Source organism: Kocuria turfanensis, assembly GCF_001580365.1.
GTDB classification, from domain to species: Bacteria; Actinomycetota; Actinomycetes; order Actinomycetales; family Micrococcaceae; genus Kocuria; species Kocuria turfanensis.
Window position 1 is genome coordinate 38,984 of record NZ_CP014480.1, and the last position, 19,439, is coordinate 58,422.

Consider the following 19,439-nt stretch of genomic DNA (forward strand, 5'->3'; position numbering starts at 1 on the left):
GGTTGCTGTAATGTGATGCGAGTGCTCAGGGCGGCGACGTACTGAGCACTTCGGGCTGTGGCGCAGCTTGGTAGCGCACTTGACTGGGGGTCAAGGGGTCGCAGGTTCAAATCCTGTCAGCCCGACGATCTGGAGGCCGGTGGACCGCGGGAACGCGGACCACCGGCCTTCGTCGTACCCGGGGGCCTCGCGCCGGCCGCCGGCTCAGCCGCCCCGGTGGCGCCGCACCGTCTCCCGCAGCCGGTCCGGGTCCAGGTGCGGCCGCCCGCCGGCCGTGCCGACCACCTGCGCGGCGGCCGCCGCGGCCCACCAGGCCGCGGTCCCCGGGTCCTCGCCGTGCAGCAGCGCGACGGCGAGCGCGGCCACGAACGCGTCCCCCGCGCCGGTCGGGTCCACCGGGTCCTCGCCCAGGTGCGGCAGCACCACGTGCCCGCCGGCCCAGGCGACCACGTCCGCGTCCCCGGCGGCCAGGGCGACGACGGACGGACCCTCCTCGAGCAGCTCCTGCGCCGCCCGCACCGTCTCCGGCACCCCGCGCGGGGCCCACCCCGCCAGCGCCTCGGCCTCCGAGCCGTCGGCGCGCACCACGTCCGCCGCGTCCAGGACCCGCCGCCGGGTCCGCGCGTCCGCGGGGGCCCCGTCGGCCACGACCAGCGCACCGCCGGCGGCCGTGAGCGTCTCCACCACCGCCGGGCCCGGCTGCTGGAGCTGGACCAGCACGGCGTCCGCGTCCCGCAGCAGGCCCGCCCGGGCGCGCACGTCCTCGGCCGTGAGCAGCGCCGCCGGCGCGACGTCCTCGAGCAGGCGGCGCACCCCGGGCGGGCCGACGACGTCGACCAGCAGCGCCGTCGGGACGCCCTCGCGGCGCAGCACGCCGGCCACGCCGATCCCGTCCGCGGCGGCCTGGGCGAGCACGTCCTCGCCGGCCCGGTCGGCGCCGACGACCCCGATCAGCTCCACCTCGGCGCCCAGCCGGCGGCACGCCACGGCCTGGTTCGCGCCCTTGCCGCCGAGCAGCTCCTGGCGCTCGCGGACGTCCGCCGAGCCGCCCTCCTCAGGGACCCGGTCGACGACCAGCACGAGGTCGCGCGCGACCTGACCCACCACCACGACACCGGGCACGGGGCCCTCCTTCCGACGACGGACCGGTCCTGCTGGCCAGCCTAGGGGAGCGCACCGGCCGCGGCGAGGGCACCGGCCGGCGGGGCGGGCGTCACCCGCGCGGGGTGATGCGCGCACCGGGCGCGGAGCGCGACGGTGGAGACGACCCCGGGCGGCGGACCGTGCGCCCGGGGCGCCGACGCGGAGGAGTCGCCATGGCACTGCAGGCAGGAACCGGAGCCCACACTCCCCCCGGGCGGGCACCGGGGTCGCTGATGGGCCGCCCCGTGGCGGTGCTGGTGGGGCTCGCCGCGGCCGTCGTCGTCGTCCTCGGGATGCGCACGATGGCGGACCTGCTGGGCCCGGCGTTCCTCGCGCTGGTGCTGACCCTGGCGGCGCACCCGCTGCGGGGCTGGTTCGTCCGCCGGGGGCTGCCGGGCTGGGTCGGCACGGCCGTGGCCCTGGTCGCCGTCTACGTGGCACTCCTGGTCCTCACGGCCTCCCTCGTGGTCGCCGGGGCCCGCTTCGCCACCCTGCTGCCCACCTACCAGGCCGAGCTGGACGCGCTGCTGGACGGGCTGGTCGCGGCCCTCGCCCAGTTCGGGGTGGGACAGGAGCAGATCTCCCGGATCCTCGCGGGGGTGGACCTCGGGCGGGTGGCCTCCCTGGCGGGCGGACTGCTGGGCGGCCTGCTCGCCCTGCTCACCAGCCTGTTCTTCATCGTGACCCTCGTGCTGTTCATGGCGGTGGACGCCGCGTCCTTCCCCGGCAAGCTGGCGGCCCTGCGCGGCGCCCCGGGGGAGCTCGCCGTGGCGCTGGGCCGCTTCGCCGCACGAGCCGGAAGTACCTGATCGTCACCACGGCGTTCGGACTGATCGTCGCGGCGGTGGACACCCTGGCGCTGATCTGGCTCGGCGTGCCCGTCGCGGTGCTGTGGGGCCTGCTGGCGTTCATCACCAACTACATCCCCAACATCGGCTTCGTTCTGGGCCTCGTCCCACCGGCCCTGATCGGCCTGCTCGAGGGCGGGCCGCGGCTGATGCTCGCGGTGATCGCGGTCTACAGCGTGGTCAACGTGGTGATCCAGACCTTCATCCAGCCGAAGATCGTCGGGGACGCGGTGGGGCTCTCCGTGACGGTGACCATGCTCTCGCTCGTCTTCTGGGCCGCCACCCTGGGGGCCCTGGGCGCGCTGCTGGCGGTGCCGCTCACGCTCTTCTTCAAGGCGGTCCTCGTGGACGCCGACCCCCGCACCCGGTGGGTCGGCCCGCTGCTGTCCGGCCCGGCGGACGCCGGCCGGGATGCCGCGGCCCCGGGGGCGGGGGCCGGTGCCCCGGCGGTCGCTCCGACGGCGCCCGGCCCGGCCGAGGCCCGTCCGGCGGAGGCGGCCCGGCTGCTGACGGAGCGCCCGCCCCGGGTGCGCCGGACCAGGATCTCCGGGCGCCCGGGGCGGGCCTCGTGACGGCGCGCCGAGCCGGCGCTCAGAGTGCCGGCTCGGCCGGGGCGCGCCCGGGTGCCGCCTGGGCCAGGACCCGGGCCTTCTCGGCCTCGAACTCCTGGGCGGTGAGCGCCCCGCGGTCGCGCAGGTCGGTCAGCAGGGCGAGCTGCTGGGCGTTGTCGGTCGGCGCGTACCGGGCCACGAACTGCCGGCTCGCCGTGTCGATCGCCTGACGCTCCTGCTCGGTGGCCCCGGCCGGCCGGACGACGAGGTAGATCAGGGTGCCCAGGAACGGCAGGAAGATGACCACCAGGGTCCACACCGCCTTCATGACCCCCCCGGATGTCGTCGCGCCGGAAGATGTCGTGCAGCGCCATGCCCCACACCAGGAACAGCGGCACCCAGATCAGCATCAGTACAAAGACGTCCCAGAGATCCATCGGGTTCTCCTCGGTCCACGCGGCCGCGGCGTCTCCGGGCCCGGCTCCAGGCTCAGGCCTGGCCGGGCGCGGCGGGATCACCCCCGGCGGGTGATCGTGGGACCGGGGGAGGACCCGCCCAGCAGGCCCAGCTCTCCGGCCCGCAGCACCGCCTGGCGCCGGGTGCCGACCCCGAGCTTGCGGTACAGGGACTTCAGGTGGACCTTGACGGTGTTCACCGACAGGTAGAGCTCGCCGGCGATCTCCGAGTTGCTCATCATCGTCGGCAGCAGCTGCAGGACGCTGCGCTCCCGGTTGGTCAGCGGCTCGGCCGGCCCGGGGGGAGCCGCGGGGCGCGCGGCTCCGCCGAGCCGCGCGGCCGTGCCGTTCCAGCAGGCGCAGCGCGCCGTCCCCGGCCACGAGGAAGGGACGGGCGATGCCCTCCGGGGCGGCCACGGTCAGCGCCCGGTCCAGTGCCGCCTGGGCCGGCGCGTCCTCGCGCAGCCGGTCGTGGGCCAGGGCGGCGAGCACCCAGAGGTCGGTGGCCGGGCCGCGGTCCTCCGGCGGCTGCTCCAGCAGCGGCTGCAGCACCTGCAGGCACTCCTGCGGCCGGCCGGCCACCAGACGGGAGCGGGCGAGCAGCACCAGGCGGTGGGCGTGGGGGCGCTCGCCCGCCGCCGCGGTCCGGGCGGCGGCGAGCAGGTGCGCGGCCTCCTCCGGGTGCCCCTCCGCCAGGAGCACCTCGGCCTCCACGAGCGTGCACCACTGCCCCAGGAAGCGGGGCATGGCCCAGTCCGCCGTCCGCCGGCGCAGCTGCGCCAGGCCGGCGCGCGCCGCCCGGAGGTCTCCCCGCGACACCTCCAGGCGGGCGCCGACCAGGGACAGGCCCGTCTCCGCGTAGCGGTCCCGCAGGTTCCCCACGCAGGCGAGTCCGCGCGCGAGCGCGGCGGCGCAGGCCTCCGTGTCGACCTCGAGCAGCCGGATCAGCGACTCGGCCAGGTAGGCCGTGGCCGCCTGCGGCAGGAACGTCCAGCCGGACTCCTCCGCCACGGCCAGGGCGATGTCCACGTCCCGGCGGGCCTCGTGCAGCCGTCCGCCCATCGCCTCGAGCACGGCGAGGTTCCCGTGCAGGTGCAGGGCCAGCACCGGGGTCATCGCCTGGCGGGCCGAGACCGCCCTGATCGTGCGCCGCAGCGCCGTCTCGGCCTCGCCCAGCTCCCCGGACCACAGCCGGCCCATCGCCTGCACGGTGGTCGCGGCGATGCGGTAGACGGGAGCGGCCGGCATCTCTTCGGGCAGGACGTCCTCGAGCCGCCGGAGCGCCTGCTCCGAGGACCGCACCTGCGCGGCGGCGTCCGCGTGCATCCAGGCGAGCAGCGCCTCCAGGGTGGTGAGGACCGCCTCCGTCAGCTGGGCGTCGCGCGGGCCGAGACCGGGCAGCAGCGCCCGTGCGCGGGCGATGCGGGAGGCGAGGCCCCCGGCGTCGTACTCGGCGTAGCTGGCCACGGTCGTCGCCGCCGCGACCTCGGCGTGCCGGGTGACGAGGTCGACGGGCGCGTCCGCGAGGAGGGCGACGAGCGCGGCGCGCTCCGTGCCGAGCATCTCCGCGCCGGCGCTGCGCAGCACGAACCGCGCGAGCGCGGTCCAGTCCTCGGCGGCCCGCAGGTGCCGGGCGGCCTCGAGCAGCTCCCCGCGCGCCGCGAACCAGGCCGCGGCCCGCCGGTGCAGCTCCTGCCGGCGCTCGGGGGCCTGGGTCCGGAGCCGGTGGCGCAGCAGGTCCCCGAAGAGCTGGTGGCAGCGGTACCACTCGCCCCGGTCGTCGAGGGCGACGACGAACAGGTCCGCCCGCGCGAGCCGGCCCAGCAGCAGGCGGCCGTCCGCGCGGCCGGTGAGGGCGTCGGCCAGGTCCCCGAGATCCGGTGGACCACGCAGGTGTCCAGCAGGAACCCGGTCAGCTCGGGGTCCTGGCCGTCCAGGACCTCCTGCACGAAGTAGTCGGCCACGGCCCGCTGGTCGCCGGCGAGCTGCTCGACGACGGCGCCGAGGTCTCCCGAGTTCTCCAGGGACAGGGCCGCCAGACGCAGCCCGGCCGCCCACCCCTCGGTCTTCTCCAGGAGTGCGGCCAGCTGCGCCGGTGGCAGCACCACGCCGTGGGCCCGGAGCAGCTGCGCGGCCTCCTCGGCGTCGAACTCCAGGTCACCCGCGCGCAGCTCCGTGAGCCGCCCCTCGAGGCGCAGCCGCTGCAGGGGGAGCCCCGGGACGGTCCGTGTCGCCACGACCAGGCGCAGTCCGCCGAGGCCGCGGCGGACCACCGCGGCGAGGGACTGCTCGGCGGCGGTGCCCGCGATCAGGTGCGCGTCGTCGAGCACCAGCACCCGCGGCCCTGGCAGCGCCGTGCAGGCCTCCACCAGGACGGAGACGAAGCGCGGGTCGTGCGCGGAGGGCGGGTGCAGGGTCGCCAGCGGGCTGGCCGGCGGCACGTCGTGCACGGCCTGCAGCGAGGAGAGCACCCGGGCCCAGAACTGGTGCGGGTCCGCGTCGGCCGGCTCGACCGACAGCCACGCGACCGGCGGGCGGCGCCCGGTGGCCCACGAGGCCAGCAGGAGCGTCTTGCCCGAGCCCGCCGGGCCGGACACGACCACCGTGCCGGCCGCCACGCCGTCGTCGAGCAGCCGCTCCAGACGGGGACGGCGCACGAGCCCGGCGGGCAGCCGGGGGACGAGGGACCGGGCGGCCGTCAGGCCTCCGGACGCGCCCGCCAGCCCCCGTGTCGGTGCGGTCCTCATGCTTCGAGGCTACTCGCGAGGAAGGAAGGCCGGTACTGTGCCCTCCGCGTCCGGGCGGTTCGGCCCCTGGCCGGGGGCGTGGCGGCGACCGGCCGGTGCGCCGGAGCGGGACCGGGGCGGGTGGTCCGGGGCCCGCTCGGGGCGCACGGGCAACGGCGGGGTGCCTCACGCTGGCGGCCCCCCCGGAGGCCGCGGCGCGGGACGGCCGTGCGTGCCCCGGCGTCAGGTCCTCTGCCTCGAGCACGGCGCAGAACCGTCGGTGGTCCTCGGCGTTGCGGTCCGCGTACGCCTCGGCGAAGTCCGCCAGGGCCTCGTCGAGGACCTTGCCCTGGGCCAGGTAGGCCGCGAGCGCCATCCGGTCCCCGGAGCGTGCGTGGGCCCGGGCCAGGGTCCAGCCGCACAGCTCGCCGTAGGACCGCATCCCACCGGGGGTCATCCGCTCCACCGCGGCGGAGGCCTTCCAGTCCCGCAGCTGGCGGACGTAGTAGTCGCGGTGCACCCCGTCGGCGTCGACCACGGACAGCCAGCCCAGGAACGTGTCGCTGGCGGCCTGCATGAGCCGCTGCCCGGCGACCACGCGCTCGCCCCCGTGCTCGACCCCGGGCACGCCGGACGGGACGGCCCCGGCGGCGGCGAGCACCGACGCCCCGGCCTCCTTGACCTGGAGGAAGAGCGGCTCACCGTCGGCCCGCCCCGTGAGGAGCACGAGCCAGCTGCGCGTCCCCACGCTGCCGAGCCCGCGCACGCTGCGGGCGATGTCGACCACGTCGAACTGGTCGAGCAGGAAGCGGCGGTCGCTCACGAGGGTCTCGCGGTAGCCGTCCAGGAGCCGGGCCATGCGCTCGGCGAGGGCCGTGTGCTCGGCCGGGCCCAGCAGCTCCCGGGCCGGCACGACGACGGGCGGGTCCGCCGCGAAGCGCGGCCGGCCCGCGACCTCCTCCGTCAGCGTGCCCAGGAGCCGGCGGCTGTCGCGGGAGCGGGCCTTGCGCAGCGCCGCCTCGGTGCGGCGGGAGGCCTCCTTGCCCCGGGCGTACTGGTGCCGGACCTGCTCGGTGTCGGCGGCCGCGTACCAGACGGCCAGGGTGGACTCGCGCGCGAAACCGCGCACCGCCCGGCGGTAGGACCGCGCCGCGGCGGCGACGACGCCGCGGCGCTCGTCCCGGCCGAAGCCGTTCTGGCGTCCGGCCACGGCGAAGCTGGCGGCCAGGCGCAGCACGTCCCACTCCCACGGGCCGCGGGCGGTCTCGTCGAAGTCGTCGAGGTCGAACAGGAGCCGGCGCTCCGGGGTGCCGAAGACCCCGAAGTTCGACAGGTGGGCGTCCCCGCACAGCTGCACCTCCAGGCCGGTGCCGGGCCGGTGGGCGAGGTCGTGGGCCATGACGAGCGCCGCGCCCCGGAAGAAGGCGAAGGGCGAGGCGGCCATGCGCTCGTGCCGCAGCGGGACGAGCTCCGGCAGCCGCCCCTCGTCCTGGGAGCGCAGCAGCGCCACGGGGTCGCGCTGCCCGCGCACGGGCTCCAGCAGGCCGTGGGCGGACAGCGGGCAGCGCTCGCGGGCCCGCTCGGCCGCCTCCGCGGACCGCGGTGGCGGGGTGAAGCTCGGGGTCACGTCCGTGTCCTCCGTCCGTCTCGGCCGGTCCCCGTCGCCGGGCGCCCGGGGGAACGGGCGGCAGCCCGCTGCGGCCACTCTCGCCCCACCGCGCCCCGTGGCGGCTCACCTGCCGCGGGTGAATCCGGGGCTCCCGCGCCGCTGCGCCCCGGGAGCGACTCGTTCCCGGCGGCCCCGCACCGGACGCGACCACCGGTACACTGCTCGGGATCCCGCCGCCCGTGGCGGGACGCCGCGGGACGCGAAGGAGCGTCGAGGATGAAGGACCTGTACACCCTGCCGAAGGCGGAGCTGCACCTGCACATCGAGGGCACCCTGGAGCCCGAGCTCGCGTTCGAGCTCGCCGCCCGGAACGGCCTGGAGCTGCCGTACGCCTCGGTGGAGGAGCTGCGGCGGCAGTACGACTTCGAGGACCTGTCCTCCTTCCTGGAGCTCTACTACGCCACGATGGCCGTGCTGCGCGAGGCCTCGGACTTCGAGGCCCTCACCCGCGCCTACCTCGACCGGGCGGCGGGCCAGGGCCTGCGCCACGTCGACGTCTTCTTCGACCCGCAGGCGCACACGGCCCGGGGGGTGCCGCTGGAGGCGGTGATCGACGGCATCCGCGCCGGCCTGGACACCGCCCGTGCGCAGCACGGCATCACCAGCACGCTGCTGCTGTGCTTCCTGCGCGACCGGCCCGCCGCCGAGGCCCTGGCCATGTTCGACGCGCTGGGGGACCAGCTCGTCCGGATCGACGGGATCGGCCTCGACTCGGCCGAGGTGGGCCACCCGCCGGCGCTGTTCGAGGAGGTCTTCGCCCGGGCACGGGCCGCGGGGCTGCACGTGGTCGCCCACGCGGGGGAGGAGGCCGGTCCCGAGTACGTCCGGGAGGCGCTGGACGTGCTGCGCGTCGAGCGGGTGGACCACGGCATCCAGTGCCTGCAGGACCCCCGGCTCGTGGAGCGCCTCGTCGCCGACCGGGTGCCGCTGACCGTGTGCCCGCAGTCCAACGTGCGCCTGCGGGTGGTCCGCACGCTCGCGGAGCACCCGGTGCTGGAGATGCTCGAGCGCGGGCTCGTGGTGACCGTCAACTCGGACGACCCCGCATACTTCGGCGGCTACGTGGGCGACGCCTTCCAGGGGCTGCGCGAGGCCCTCGGGCTCACCGACGAGCAGGCCGCCGCGCTGGCCCGCAACGCGGTGGACGCCTCCTTCGCCGGGGCGCCGCGCAAGCGGGAGATGCACGAGGAGATCCGCGCGTGGGAGCGCGGCTGAGCCGCCGCGCCGCCGTGCCCGGCCCGCCGGGTGCTCTGTGCCATAATCGAGCCGACCGCGCACGTCCGACCAGGAGCGACCCATGAGCGAGATCCCCGCCGACCTGTCCTACACGGCCGAGCACGAGTGGGTCGCGGACCCCGGAGCCGACGGCGTGGTGCGCATCGGCATCACCGACCACGCGCAGAGCGAGCTGGGCGACGTCGTCTTCGTCCAGCTGCCCGAGGTGGGGGAGGCCGTCGAGGCCGGCGCCGCCGTGGGCGAGATCGAGTCCACCAAGTCCGTCAGCGACATCTTCGCCCCGGTCTCCGGCGAGGTCACCGCGGTCAACGACCGCCTCGAGGAGGAGCCCGCGGCCGTGAACACCGCCCCCTACGGCGAGGGCTGGCTGTTCGAGGTCCGTCCCGCGGACGAGGACTACCGGTCCGGGCTGCTGGACGCGGAGGGCTACGCCGCGCAGCTGGGCTGAACCGCCCCGGGCCGTGCCCGGTGGACCGGCGACCGGGACGTGTCCCGGCCGCCGCGTCCCGTCGCCCCCACCCAGTACACTGGGAACTGCAACCGGGTGGCTCCGGCCGCCCCCGGGAGAACCCCGGGACAGGCGGTCGCGGGGTCGGGATCCCACGGGATCCGCCAACCAACACGTCACCAGTCGAGGGAAGAGATGTCCAGAACCCAGAACGGCTCGAACGCACCCCAGGGGGAGCCGGAGACCACGTCGATCCAGATCGTGGCCGAGGTCCTCTCCCGCGCCGCTTCCCACAAGCTCTCGCCGGAGGAGAACGCCGCGGTCTCGGCCCTGCCCCCGCGCAGCGCCCTGCTCGTCGCCCACGACAGCGGCGGCACCGGTTCGCGCTTCCTCCTGGACCGGGACGAGGTCCCCGCCGGACGCCACCCGTCCTCGGAGATCTTCCTGGACGACGTCACCGTATCCCGCCGGCACGCCCGGTTCGTCCGCCGCGGCGACACCTTCGAGCTCATCGACTCCGGGTCCCTCAACGGGACCTACGTCAACGGGGACCGGGTGGACAGCGCGACGCTCGACAACGGCGACGAGGTCCAGATCGGGAAGTTCCGGTTCACGTTCTACCGTTCGCTGCGCACGCAGTCGGACCAGTAGAAGGGAGCCATGGCCGACCCCGCCGAGACCGACCTGCACCGGGACGACGTCCAGCACGAGCCCCGGGTGGGCATCAGCGCCGTGCTCAAGGAGCTCGGTGCGGATCACCCGGGCATCACCGCCTCGAAGCTGCGCTTCCTCGAGGACAAGGGCCTGGTGCATCCGGCCCGCACCGCCTCGGGCTACCGGAAGTTCTCCCGGGCCGACATCGAGCGGCTGCGCCGCATCCTGGAGCTCCAGCGCGACCGCTACCTCCCGCTGAAGGTCATCCGGGAGCGGCTCGACGCCGACGCGACCTCCCCGGACGACGGTGACCGGCGGACCCCGGAGGCCGCGGACCCCGTGACCGCCCCCATCCCGATCGTCCCCGCACCGCCCGCGTACAGCCTGCGCGAGCTGGCCGGGCGCACCGGGGCCGGGATCCCCCTCGTGCGCGAGCTCGTGAGCTACGGGCTGATCCGCGAGCAGAACGGCGTCTTCGACGACCACGCGCTGGCGATCACCCGCGCCGCCCTCGCCCTCACCGCCCACGGCCTCGAGCCGCGGCACCTGCGCCCCTTCAAGGCCGCGGCGGACCGCGAGCTCGGCCTGGTGGAGCGGGCCGTGGCGCCGCTGAGCTCCCGCCGCGACGCCGCCTCGCGCGCCCGGGCCGTCGAGCGCGCCCAGGAGATCTCCGGGCTGTGCCTGACCATCCACACCTCGCTCGTGAGGTCCGAGATCGCCGCGCTCCAGGAGCGCGCCGCGGTGGAGCACTGACATGGCCGTGCACCAGGTCCTGATGGAGATCGCCGGGGTGCGGATGGACGTGCCGTCCGCGCAGCCGGTCGTGGTGCTGCGCGAGGTGGAGGGCGGGCGGCACCTGCCGATCTGGATCGGCACCAACGAGGCGACGTCGATCGTCTTCGCGGTGCAGGGCATCGAACCGCCCCGGCCGCTGACGCACGACCTGCTGCTCTCGGTGGCCACCGCCTTCGGGCGCACCCTCACCCGGGTGCGGATCCACACGGTGGAGGAGGGCGTCTTCCACGCGGCCCTGGAGTTCTCGGACGGGACGGTGGTGGACTCCCGTGCCTCGGACGCGATCGCCCTGGCGGCCCGCACGGACTGTCCCATCCTGTGCACCGAGACCGTCCTGGACGAGGCCGGGCTCGTGATGAGCGGGGACGGCGAGCTGCGGGAGCCGTCGCACCGTTCCGGCGAGGCCGAGCAGCAGCTGCCCCCGGAGACGCAGGTCGAGCAGTTCCGGGACTTCCTGGACAACGTCGATCCGGAGGACTTCTGAGCGACCGGCCGGGGGCCGCGCCGACACGGGCCCGGAACGGCGGATGTCTTTGACCCCGTCACCGGGGAGGTCTAACGTCGAAGCTGTACTCGAGGTGTCCCCGGGGGGTCCGGACGTCTCGCCGAGAGCATGTCCTGCCGGTGCCGCGAGGGCCGGACCCACGAACGAGGAGGCGGCGTGAGCGACCGCGAGCAGCCCGGCGGCCCGGCCGGGCCCGATCGCCCTCCGGCCCACGGCACCCAGGGCGTCCTCTTCGACGACTCGGTGGTCCGGGACGAGTCCGTGGGCTACCGCGGGCCCACGGCGTGCAAGGCCGCGGGCATCACCTACCGGCAGCTCGACTACTGGGCGCGCACCGGCCTGGTGGAGCCCACCGTCCGCGGCGCCTCCGGCTCCGGGACCCAGCGGCTGTACAGCTTCCGGGACATCCTGGTGCTCAAGATCGTCAAGCGGCTCCTGGACACCGGGGTCTCCCTGCAGCAGATCCGCACCGCCGTCGGCGCGCTGCGGGCGCAGGGCGTCGAGGACCTCGCGCAGCTCACGATGATGAGCGACGGCGCCAGCGTCTACGCCTGCACCTCCCCGCACGAGGTCATCGACCTGGTGCAGGGCGGCCAGGGGGTCTTCGGGATCGCGGTGGGCCGGGTGTGGCGTGAGGTCGAGGGGACCCTCGCGGCGATGCCCGGGGAGCACACCGGGCAGCCGCCCGCCCCGGCCGGGCGTCCCGCGCCCGACGACGAACTCTCGGCCCGCCGGGCCCGCCGGCAGAGCGCGGGCTGAGGTCCGGGCTCAGGCCGCCCGCTCCAGCAGGCCCTGGAGGATCGCCGTGAACCGCCCGGAGAGGTCCTTGGCCTCGGCGCCGGGCCACCGGTGGATCGGCCAGGCCGCGCCCTGCGCCTGCTGCCACACGGGCAGGTCCGGGAGCACGGGACTGACCAGCAGCGGCCCGAACAGCTCCCCGAGCTCCTGCAGCCGGTGACGGTGCTCCACCGACGCGTGCCGGACCTTGTTCACCACCACGCCGGCGGACGGCACCGCCCAGCTGCGGCTCTGCTCGAACTGGGCGATGGCGGTCATGGTGCGCTTCGTCCCCGCGACCGAGAACAGGGACGGCTCCGCGACGCAGAGGACCTTGTCGCTGGCCGCCCACGCGGTGCGCGTGAGGGCGCTGAGGGTCGGGGGGCAGTCGACCAGCACCAGGTCGTAGCCGGAGACCCCCGCCAGGGCCCGCTCCAGCCGGCCCAGGTCCTTGTCCCGGTACTCGGAGCGGTCGAGGTAGGACGAGCGCGCGGATCCCGGGGCCACGTCGAGGGCCTTGGCGTCGAGGCCCTCGCGCACCGCCCAGGCCGAGGCCACGACCACGCGCTCGAGGGCTCCCCGGCGGGGCCGGCGCAGCGCCCCGCCCACGTCGTGGCCGCGCGCCGGCTGCACGCCCAGCCCGGTCGTGGCGTCGGCGTGGGGGTCGAGGTCCACCACGAGGGTGGGCACGCCTGCCCGGAGCGCCGCGGAGGCGATCCCGAGGGTCACCGAGGACTTGCCGACACCGCCCTTGAGGCTGCTGACGCTGACGATCTGCACGGAGGGGGCACCCTTCGTTCGCGGGGGGACTGGGGAAACAGGGGCGCAGGCTCCTCGTGCCCGGGGTCGGGGGCCGCGGTGAGGAGACGGTCCGGGCCCATCGTAGCCGGGCACGCGTGCCCGGCCCCGGCGCGGCGCGGGGTCACACGCGACCCGGCGGCCCGCCCCGCCGCGCGAGGGGAGTACCCTGACCACGGACACCCGCCGTGACGGCGGTCACAGTCCGCCCCGGTGCGGCGTGGTTCACTGGTCAGGGGCGCCCGCGGGTGGCCATGCTGACCGTGTGTCCGGAGGGGCACGACCTTCGAAGAAACAGTGCCCGGGTGTCCGCCGGACGGCCCCGGGCGCGGGACGGGTGTAGATGTTCTCCAAGATCCTGGTGGCCAACCGCGGTGAGATCGCGATCCGCGCCTTCCGCGCCGCGTACGAGCTCGGGGCCAAGACGGTGGCGGTGTTCCCCTACGAGGACCGCAACTCGATCCACCGGCAGAAGGCCGACGAGGCGTACCGGATCGGGGAGGAGGGCCACCCCGTGCGGGCCTACCTCGACGTCGAGGAGATCATCCGGGTCGCCAAGGAGTCCGGGGCCGACGCCATCTACCCCGGCTACGGCTTCCTCTCCGAGAACCCGGAGCTGGCCCGGGCGGCGGCCCGGGAGGGCATCACGTTCGTGGGCCCGGCCGCGGAGATCCTGGAGCTGGCGGGCAACAAGGTCGCCGCGCTCAAGGCCGCCAAGCGCGCCGGGATCCCCACCCTGGCCTCCACGGAGCCCTCGGCGGACGCCGAGGCGCTGCTCGCCCAGGCGGCGGACATCGGCTTCCCCATCTTCGTCAAGGCGGTCGCCGGCGGCGGCGGCCGGGGGATGCGCCGGGTGGAGACCCCCGGGGCGCTGCCCGAGGCGCTGGCGGCGGCGATGCGCGAGGCCGACACCGCCTTCGGGGACCCCACCGTGTTCCTGGAGCAGGCGGTGCTGCGCCCCCGCCACATCGAGGTGCAGATCCTGGCCGACAACGAGGGCGAGATCGTCCACCTCTTCGAGCGCGACTGCTCGCTGCAGCGCCGGCACCAGAAGGTCGTGGAGATCGCCCCGGCCCCGAACCTCGACGAGGGCATCCGCCGGGCCCTGCACGCCGACGCCGTGAAGTTCGCCCGGGAGCTGGGCTACGTCAACGCCGGGACGGTGGAGTTCCTGGTGGACACCGCCGGGGAGCGCGCCGGCCAGCACGTGTTCATCGAGATGAACCCGCGCATCCAGGTGGAGCACACGGTGACCGAGGAGATCACCGACGTGGACCTGGTCCAGTCCCAGCTGCGGATCGCGGCCGGGGAGTCCCTGGCCGATCTCGGCATCGCCCAGGAGCAGCTGGCGGTGCGCGGGGCCGCGCTGCAGTGCCGGATCACCACCGAGGACCCGGCCAACGGCTTCCGCCCCGACGTCGGGAAGATCTCCGCCTACCGCTCCGCCGGCGGGGCGGGGGTGCGCCTGGACGGGGGCACCGTCTACGCGGGCGCGGAGATCTCCCCGCACTTCGACTCCATGCTCGTGAAGCTCACCTGCCGCGGCCGGGACTACACCACCGCGGTGCACCGCTCCCAGCGCGCCCTGGCCGAGTTCCGCATCCGCGGGGTGGCCACCAACATCCAGTTCCTGCAGGCGGTGCTGGCCGACCCCGAGTTCCTCGCCGGGGACGTGGCCACCGACTTCATCGAACGGCGCCCCGAGCTGCTCGAGGCCAGGACCTCGGGCGACCGGGCCACCAAGGCGCTCACGTGGCTGGCTGAGGTCACCGTGAACAAGCCCAACGGCGAGCGGGTCGAGGGCATCGACCCGCGCAACAAGCTGCCCCGCTACCCGGGGGACAAGGTCGACGAGCCCTTCCGCTCGCCCTTCGACGGGCCCTCCGAGCACACCCCGCCGCCGGGCTGGCGGCAGAGGCTGCAGGAGCTGGGCCCCGAGGGCTTCGCGAAGGCCCTGCGGGAGCAGTCCGCGGTGGCGGTGACGTCCACGACCTTCCGCGACGCCCATCAGTCGCTGCTGGCCACCCGGGTGCGCACCCGCGACCTGCTCGCAGCCGCCCCGGCCTACGCCCACACCCTCCCGCAGCTGCTCTCGGTCGAGGCCTGGGGCGGGGCGACCTACGACGTCGCGCTGCGCTTCCTCGGCGAGGACCCCTGGGAGCGGCTGCGGCTGCTGCGCGAGGCGATGCCCAACATCCCGATCCAGATGCTGCTGCGCGGGCGCAACACGGTGGGCTACACCCCGTACCCCACCGAGGTCACCGACGCCTTCGTCACGGAGGCCGCCGCCACCGGGGTGGACATCTTCCGGATCTTCGACGCGCTCAACGACGTCGAGCAGATGCGCCCGGCCATCGAGGCGGTGCGGGCGACCGGCACCGCGGTGGCCGAGGTCGCCCTGTGCTACACCGGCAACCTCCTGGACCCGGCCGAGGACCTCTACACCCTCGACTACTACCTCGACCTCGCCCAGCAGTGCGTCGACGCCGGCGCCCACGTGCTGGCGATCAAGGACATGGCCGGGCTGCTGCGCCCGGCCGCGGCCGCCACGCTCGTCACCGCCCTGCGGGAGCGCTTCGACCTGCCCGTGCACCTGCACACCCACGACACCGCCGGTGGCCAGCTCGCCACGCTGATGGCGGCGATCGAGGCCGGGGTGGACGCCGTGGACGTCGCCGAGGCCTCGATGGCCGGCACCACCTCCCAGGTCCCGGCCTCGGCGCTGATCGCCGCGCTGGCCCACACCGACCGCGACACCGGCATCCCGCTGGAGGCGGCCACCGCGATGGAGCCCTACTGGGAGGTCATCCGCCGGATGTACGCCCCCTTCGAGTCCGGGCTCACCGCCCCGACCGGGCGGGTCTACCGGCACGAGATCCCCGGCGGGCAGCTGTCGAACCTGCGCCAGCAGGCGATCGCGCTGGGGCTGGGGGAGCGCTTCGAGGCCATCGAGGACATGTACACCGCCGCCAACGCCATGCTCGGGCGGCTGGTGAAGGTCACCCCGTCCTCCAAGGTCGTCGGCGACCTCGCACTGCAGCTGGTGGGCATGGGCGTGGACCCGGCCGAGTTCGAGGCCCAGCCGCAGAGGTTCGACATCCCGGACTCGGTGATCAGCTTCCTGGCCGGGGAGCTGGGCACGCCCCCGGGCGGGTGGCCCGAGCCGTTCCGCACCCGGGCGCTGGAGGGGCGCACCGTCAAGGTGGGGATCACCGAGCTGGCCCCCGAGGACTCGCAGGCCCTGGCCGGGGACTCCGCGACCCGGCGGGCGACGCTCAACCGGCTGCTCTTCGCCGGCCCCACCCGTGACTTCGAGGCCAGCCGGGCGAAGTACGGCAATCTCGCCCTGCTGCACACCCGGGACTTCCTCTACGGTCTGACCTCGGACCACGAGCACGTGATCTCCCTGGGCAAGGGGGTGCGGCTGCTCGTCACGCTGCAGGCGATCTCGGAGGCCGACGACAAGGGCATGCGCACGGTGATGGTCACCCTCAACGGCCAGCCGCGCATGATCGAGGTCCGGGACACCTCGGTGGCCTCGGCCGTGCCCGAGACCGAGAAGGCCGACCCCGCCGACCCCGGCCACGTGGCCGCTCCCTTCGCCGGCGCCGTGACCGTCACGGCGGCCGAGGGGGACACCGTGGAGGCCGGGGCCCAGGTGGCCACCATCGAGGCCATGAAGATGGAGGCCTCCATCACGGCCCCCACCGGCGGGACCGTCAGGCGCGTCGCGCTGCAGGGGGTCACGCAGGTCTCCGGCGGGGACCTCCTGCTCGTCCTGGAGCCCGCGGGCTGAGGCGTCCCGCCCGGGCGGGCGGCCGGGCCGTCGTGGGAAGCCCGCCGGGGCGTCGGAGGGCCGGGGCGGTGCGCCCGGCTCAGGCCGACCACACCTGGCGGAACTTCCCGGAGGGCTCCGGGCGGGGCGGGTCCGGGGCGTGCCGGACACGGACCGCGCCCAGGCCCCGGTCCGCGAGGAAGGCGCGCACCCGGGCGTCCACGGCCGCGCGCACCCGCCCCGGATCGGCGCCGGACTCCGGCTCCAGCCGCAGGACGAGGGTGTCCGGGGCGGTCCGCACCGCCTGGAACCGCCGGACCCCCGGGGTCTCCTCGACGACCGTGCCCAGGGCCAGGGGCAGCACGGGCACCGCGCGCCCGTCGGCCGACGCGAAGCGCAGGACGTCCCCGGCGCGCCCCTCCACCCGCACCGCGGGCAGCGGGCTGCCGCACGGGCACGGGTCGGCCGGGAGCTCGACGCGGTCGCCGAGGTCGTAGCGGACGATGGGCTGCACCCGGTTGCCGAGGTCCGTCACCAGCACGGTGGCCGAGGTGCCGCCCGGCGGCACGGGCCGGCCGTCCTCGTCGACGGGCTCGAACAGGTACCGGTCGGCGTTCACGTGCAGCGTCCCGCGGTGGCACTGCACGGCCAGGCCCGGCGCCTCGGAGGCCGCGTACTCGTCGAGGACGGGACAGCCGAAGGCGGCCCGGATCCGGCGCCGGGCGGCGGGGGTGAGCGTCTCCCCGCCCACGGCGACCAGCGCCGGGGCGATCCGCAGCCGCCCGCCGGCCTGCTCCGCGGCGAGCAGGTCCACGGCGCTCGGATAGCCCACGAGCACGGTGGGGCGGAAGGCGTCGAGCTCCGCCGCGAGCTCGGGGAGCGGCCGCAGGACGGAGAGCACGCGCAGCCGCTCGCGCCGGCGCGGGCTCCGCCGCCGCAGGTCCTCGGCGGCGGTGACGGCCGCGAAGTGCCCGCCCGTGGCCAGCAGCGCGGCCACGCGCAGGCCGTGGCGGGCCACCGGGGCGAGCACGTCGCGGCGCAGGAGCGTGCGCCGCGCCCGGACCCCCAGCACCGCGCCGGCGCTCGACCACGAGCGGTGGTCGTGCACCAGCACCGCGGGCTCCCCGCTGCTCCCGGAGCTCGTGAGCACGTGGTACCGGCCGAGGTAGGGGACGCCCACCCGGGCCGGGTCGGCCAGGACATCACGGCGCAGCCCCGCGAGGGTGATCCGCGGGTCGGTCACCCACTGGTCGAAGTGCTCCATGAGCTGCGGCTTCGCCACCGGCGGCAGGACCACCGGCTCCGTCACGTCCGGCGGCACCGCGCGGTAGAGCCGCCGGTAGTAGGGCGACGCCCGGCGGGCGTGCCGCACGAGCGCGGCCAGGCGGACCTGCTGCCGGTGCGCCACGGCCGCCGCCCCGGCGTGCTCGACCCACCAGGCGTCCCCCGCCGCCCCGGCCGCCGCGGCTGTGGCCATCGCATCCTCCGTGTCCGTGCCTGTGCCTGTGCTCGTGCCCGTGCCCGTGGACCCAGGGTAGGGCCGGCCGGCCGGGAGGGCACGGGAGCCGCATAGGATGACGCCATGCGGACATTCGACCTCATCATCATCGGCTCCGGCTCCGGCAACTCGATCCTCAACGAGGACTACGAGGGCCTGGACGTGGCGATCGTCGACGGGGGGACCTTCGGGGGCACCTGTCTGAACGTGGGCTGCATCCCCACGAAGATGTACGCCTACCCGGCCACGCTGGCCCGGCACACCGCGGACGCCGACCGGCTCGGGGTCCGCGCGGAGGTGCAGGAGGTGCGCTGGCGGGAGATGCGGGACCGGATCTTCGGGCGGATCGACGCGATCTCCCAGGGGGGCCTGGAGTACCGCCGGACGCTGCCGCAGGTGACCGTCTACCAGGAGCACGTGCGCTTCATCAGGCCGCGGGTCCTGCGCACCGCGTCCGGGGAGGAGATCACCGCCCCGCAGATCGTGGTGGCCTCCGGGTCCCGCCCGGTCCGCCCCAACGTCCCCGGGATCGACCTGCCCCAGGTGCACACCTCGGACACCGTGATGCGCATCGACGAGCTGCCCCGTCGCGTGGTGGTGGTCGGCGGCGGCTACATCGGCGCCGAGTTCGCCCACGTCTTCTCCAGCCTGGGCTCCCGGGTCACCCAGGTGAACCGCTCCCAGCGCCTCCTGCGCTACCACGACCCCGAGATCGCCGAGCGGTTCGCCCGGGAGGCCTCCCGGCAGTGGAAGCTCGAGACGGGCTGGGCGCTGTCGGCGATCGAGGAGTGGGCCGGGGACGAGTGCGCCGCGATGGTCACCTTCCGCGACCCCGAGGACCCGGAGCTCACCCTGCGCCTGCCCGCCGACATCGTGCTCGTGGCCACGGGCCGGCAGCCGAACACCGACGTGCTCGACGCCCGGGCGGGCGGGCTCGACGTGCGCGAGGACGGCCTGCTCGCCGTCGACGAGTACCAGCGGGCCCTCTCGGACGGGGCGCCGGCGGAGGGCGTGTGGGCGCTGGGCGACATCAGCTCCCCGTACCAGCTCAAGCACGTGGCCAACGCGGAGGCGCGCACGGTCCAGCACAACCTGCTGAACCCCGGCGACCTCCGGGCCACCGATCACCGGTTCGTCCCCTCGGCGGTGTTCAGCAGCCCGCAGATCGCCTCCGTGGGCATGACCCAGGACGAGGCCGAGCAGTGGGCGGTCGAGCACGGCACCGAGATCACGGTGAAGGTGCAGGACTACGGCGCCACGGCCTACGGCTGGGCCATGGAGGACCACACGGGCCTGTGCAAACTCATCGCGGAGAAGGGCACGGGCCGGCTGCTGGGCGCCCACCTCGTCGGGGAGGAGGCCTCCCTGCTGATCCAGCCGCTGGTGCAGGCCATGTCCTTCGGGCTGGACGCCCACACGATGGCCCGGGGCCAGTACTGGATCCACCCGGCCCTGACCGAGGTCGTGGAGAACGCGCTGCTGGGCCTGGAGGTCCCGGAGCACTCGCCGCTGGCCCGGCAGGAGCTGGTCGGCGGCCGGTGAGCCCACCGGCCGCCGCGCG

General features: G+C 75.5%; 16 protein-coding genes, 1 tRNA gene and 2 pseudogenes. 11 read left to right on the forward strand and 8 right to left on the reverse strand.

Going from position 1 to position 19,439, the window contains the following annotated elements:
• Positions 1-51: 51 nt before the first annotated feature.
• Positions 52-125, forward strand: a tRNA-Pro gene (locus AYX06_RS00160).
• Positions 126-204: 79 nt separating this feature from the next.
• Here AYX06_RS00160 and AYX06_RS00165 read toward each other — a convergent pair.
• On the reverse strand, positions 205-1,122 hold the full coding sequence (locus AYX06_RS00165) for a PfkB family carbohydrate kinase (protein WP_062733223.1): 918 nt from the start codon (positions 1,120-1,122) through the stop codon (positions 205-207).
• 194 nt (positions 1,123-1,316) lie between these two features.
• On the opposite strand from AYX06_RS00165, the gene AYX06_RS20675 reads away from it, so the two are divergent.
• Entirely contained in the window at positions 1,317-1,952 is a 636-nt protein-coding gene (locus tag AYX06_RS20675) for an AI-2E family transporter (RefSeq protein ID WP_198161406.1), read from the forward strand.
• A gap of 35 nt (positions 1,953-1,987) precedes the next feature.
• The gene (locus AYX06_RS20680) at positions 1,988-2,563 is read left to right on the forward strand and encodes an AI-2E family transporter (protein WP_269148882.1); all 576 of its coding nucleotides are present in this window, start codon (positions 1,988-1,990) and stop codon (positions 2,561-2,563) included.
• Between the two features lie 19 nt (positions 2,564-2,582).
• On the opposite strand, the gene AYX06_RS20685 is transcribed toward AYX06_RS20680, so the two are convergent.
• From AYX06_RS20685 to AYX06_RS20320, 5 genes and pseudogenes are all read right to left on the reverse strand, one after another.
• Positions 2,583-2,741 carry an SHOCT domain-containing protein gene (locus AYX06_RS20685; RefSeq protein ID WP_261775417.1) on the reverse strand — a complete coding sequence of 53 codons (159 nt, stop codon included), beginning with the start codon at positions 2,739-2,741 and terminating at the stop codon, positions 2,583-2,585.
• A 66-nt stretch (positions 2,742-2,807) separates the two neighbouring features.
• A pseudogene (locus AYX06_RS20690) lies at positions 2,808-2,873 on the reverse strand (PLDc N-terminal domain-containing protein); the annotation flags it as partial.
• 183 nt (positions 2,874-3,056) lie between these two features.
• Positions 3,057-3,281 carry a response regulator transcription factor gene (locus AYX06_RS20095; RefSeq protein WP_269148892.1) on the reverse strand — a complete coding sequence of 75 codons (225 nt, stop codon included), beginning with the start codon at positions 3,279-3,281 and terminating at the stop codon, positions 3,057-3,059.
• 121 nt (positions 3,282-3,402) lie between these two features.
• Positions 3,403-4,560 (reverse strand): annotated as a pseudogene (locus AYX06_RS20100) (LuxR C-terminal-related transcriptional regulator); the annotation flags it as partial.
• Between the two features lie 594 nt (positions 4,561-5,154).
• A complete protein-coding gene (locus tag AYX06_RS20320; RefSeq protein ID WP_232319349.1) occupies positions 5,155-7,350 on the reverse strand; it encodes a DUF2252 domain-containing protein in 2,196 nt (731 codons plus the stop codon).
• Between the two features lie 258 nt (positions 7,351-7,608).
• Here AYX06_RS20320 and AYX06_RS00195 point away from each other — a divergent pair, with 258 nt between their 5' ends.
• The 6 genes from AYX06_RS00195 (at position 7,609) to AYX06_RS00220 (ending at position 11,789) form a co-directional block, all read left to right on the forward strand.
• Positions 7,609-8,607 (forward strand): adenosine deaminase, encoded by a 999-nt coding sequence (locus AYX06_RS00195; protein ID WP_062733229.1) that lies wholly within the window; start codon positions 7,609-7,611, stop codon positions 8,605-8,607.
• A gap of 82 nt (positions 8,608-8,689) precedes the next feature.
• A complete protein-coding gene (gene gcvH, locus AYX06_RS00200) occupies positions 8,690-9,076 on the forward strand; it encodes a glycine cleavage system protein GcvH (RefSeq protein WP_062733231.1) in 387 nt (128 codons plus the stop codon).
• A 195-nt stretch (positions 9,077-9,271) separates the two neighbouring features.
• On the forward strand, positions 9,272-9,727 hold the full coding sequence (locus AYX06_RS00205) for an FHA domain-containing protein (RefSeq protein ID WP_062733233.1): 456 nt from the start codon (positions 9,272-9,274) through the stop codon (positions 9,725-9,727).
• Positions 9,728-9,736: 9 nt separating this feature from the next.
• Positions 9,737-10,483, forward strand: a complete 747-nt coding sequence (gene ftsR / locus AYX06_RS00210; protein ID WP_062733236.1) for a transcriptional regulator FtsR — start codon at positions 9,737-9,739, stop codon at positions 10,481-10,483.
• A gap of 1 nt (position 10,484) precedes the next feature.
• Positions 10,485-11,009, forward strand: coding sequence for a bifunctional nuclease family protein (locus AYX06_RS00215; protein ID WP_062733238.1), 525 nt, complete (start codon positions 10,485-10,487; stop codon positions 11,007-11,009).
• 177 nt (positions 11,010-11,186) lie between these two features.
• Complete coding sequence (locus AYX06_RS00220) at positions 11,187-11,789, forward strand: MerR family transcriptional regulator (protein ID WP_062733240.1); 603 nt, start codon at positions 11,187-11,189, stop codon at positions 11,787-11,789.
• Between the two features lie 9 nt (positions 11,790-11,798).
• Here the strand turns inward: AYX06_RS00220 and AYX06_RS00225 are convergent, their stop codons facing one another.
• Positions 11,799-12,587, reverse strand: a complete 789-nt coding sequence (locus AYX06_RS00225; RefSeq protein WP_062733243.1) for a ParA family protein — start codon at positions 12,585-12,587, stop codon at positions 11,799-11,801.
• Positions 12,588-12,948: 361 nt separating this feature from the next.
• Between AYX06_RS00225 and AYX06_RS00230 the strand changes: the two genes are divergently transcribed.
• Positions 12,949-16,401 (forward strand): pyruvate carboxylase, encoded by a 3,453-nt coding sequence (locus tag AYX06_RS00230; RefSeq protein WP_062733245.1) that lies wholly within the window; start codon positions 12,949-12,951, stop codon positions 16,399-16,401.
• 79 nt (positions 16,402-16,480) lie between these two features.
• On the opposite strand, the gene AYX06_RS00235 is transcribed toward AYX06_RS00230, so the two are convergent.
• Positions 16,481-17,857, reverse strand: a complete 1,377-nt coding sequence (locus tag AYX06_RS00235) for a phenylacetate--CoA ligase family protein (protein WP_147017615.1) — start codon at positions 17,855-17,857, stop codon at positions 16,481-16,483.
• A 105-nt stretch (positions 17,858-17,962) separates the two neighbouring features.
• On the opposite strand from AYX06_RS00235, the gene AYX06_RS00240 reads away from it, so the two are divergent.
• Positions 17,963-19,420, forward strand: coding sequence for a mycothione reductase (locus AYX06_RS00240; protein WP_062733247.1), 1,458 nt, complete (start codon positions 17,963-17,965; stop codon positions 19,418-19,420).
• Positions 19,421-19,439 lie beyond the last annotated feature (19 nt).

What these genes read in the sequence shown, in the direction of transcription:
- AYX06_RS00195 (WP_062733229.1), top strand. Translation starts at nt 7,609, where the DNA reads ATGAAGGACCTGTACACCCTGCCGAAGGCGGAGCTGCACCTGCACATC.
- AYX06_RS20675 (WP_198161406.1), top strand. Translation starts at nt 1,317, where the DNA reads ATGGCACTGCAGGCAGGAACCGGAGCCCACACTCCCCCCGGGCGGGCA.
- AYX06_RS00205 (WP_062733233.1), top strand. Translation starts at nt 9,272, where the DNA reads ATGTCCAGAACCCAGAACGGCTCGAACGCACCCCAGGGGGAGCCGGAG.
- gcvH (WP_062733231.1), top strand. Translation starts at nt 8,690, where the DNA reads ATGAGCGAGATCCCCGCCGACCTGTCCTACACGGCCGAGCACGAGTGG.
- AYX06_RS00230 (WP_062733245.1), top strand. Translation starts at nt 12,949, where the DNA reads ATGTTCTCCAAGATCCTGGTGGCCAACCGCGGTGAGATCGCGATCCGC.
- AYX06_RS00215 (WP_062733238.1), top strand. Translation starts at nt 10,485, where the DNA reads ATGGCCGTGCACCAGGTCCTGATGGAGATCGCCGGGGTGCGGATGGAC.
- ftsR (WP_062733236.1), top strand. Translation starts at nt 9,737, where the DNA reads ATGGCCGACCCCGCCGAGACCGACCTGCACCGGGACGACGTCCAGCAC.
- AYX06_RS00240 (WP_062733247.1), top strand. Translation starts at nt 17,963, where the DNA reads ATGCGGACATTCGACCTCATCATCATCGGCTCCGGCTCCGGCAACTCG.
- AYX06_RS00235 (WP_147017615.1), bottom strand. Translation starts at nt 17,857, where the DNA reads ATGGCCACAGCCGCGGCGGCCGGGGCGGCGGGGGACGCCTGGTGGGTC.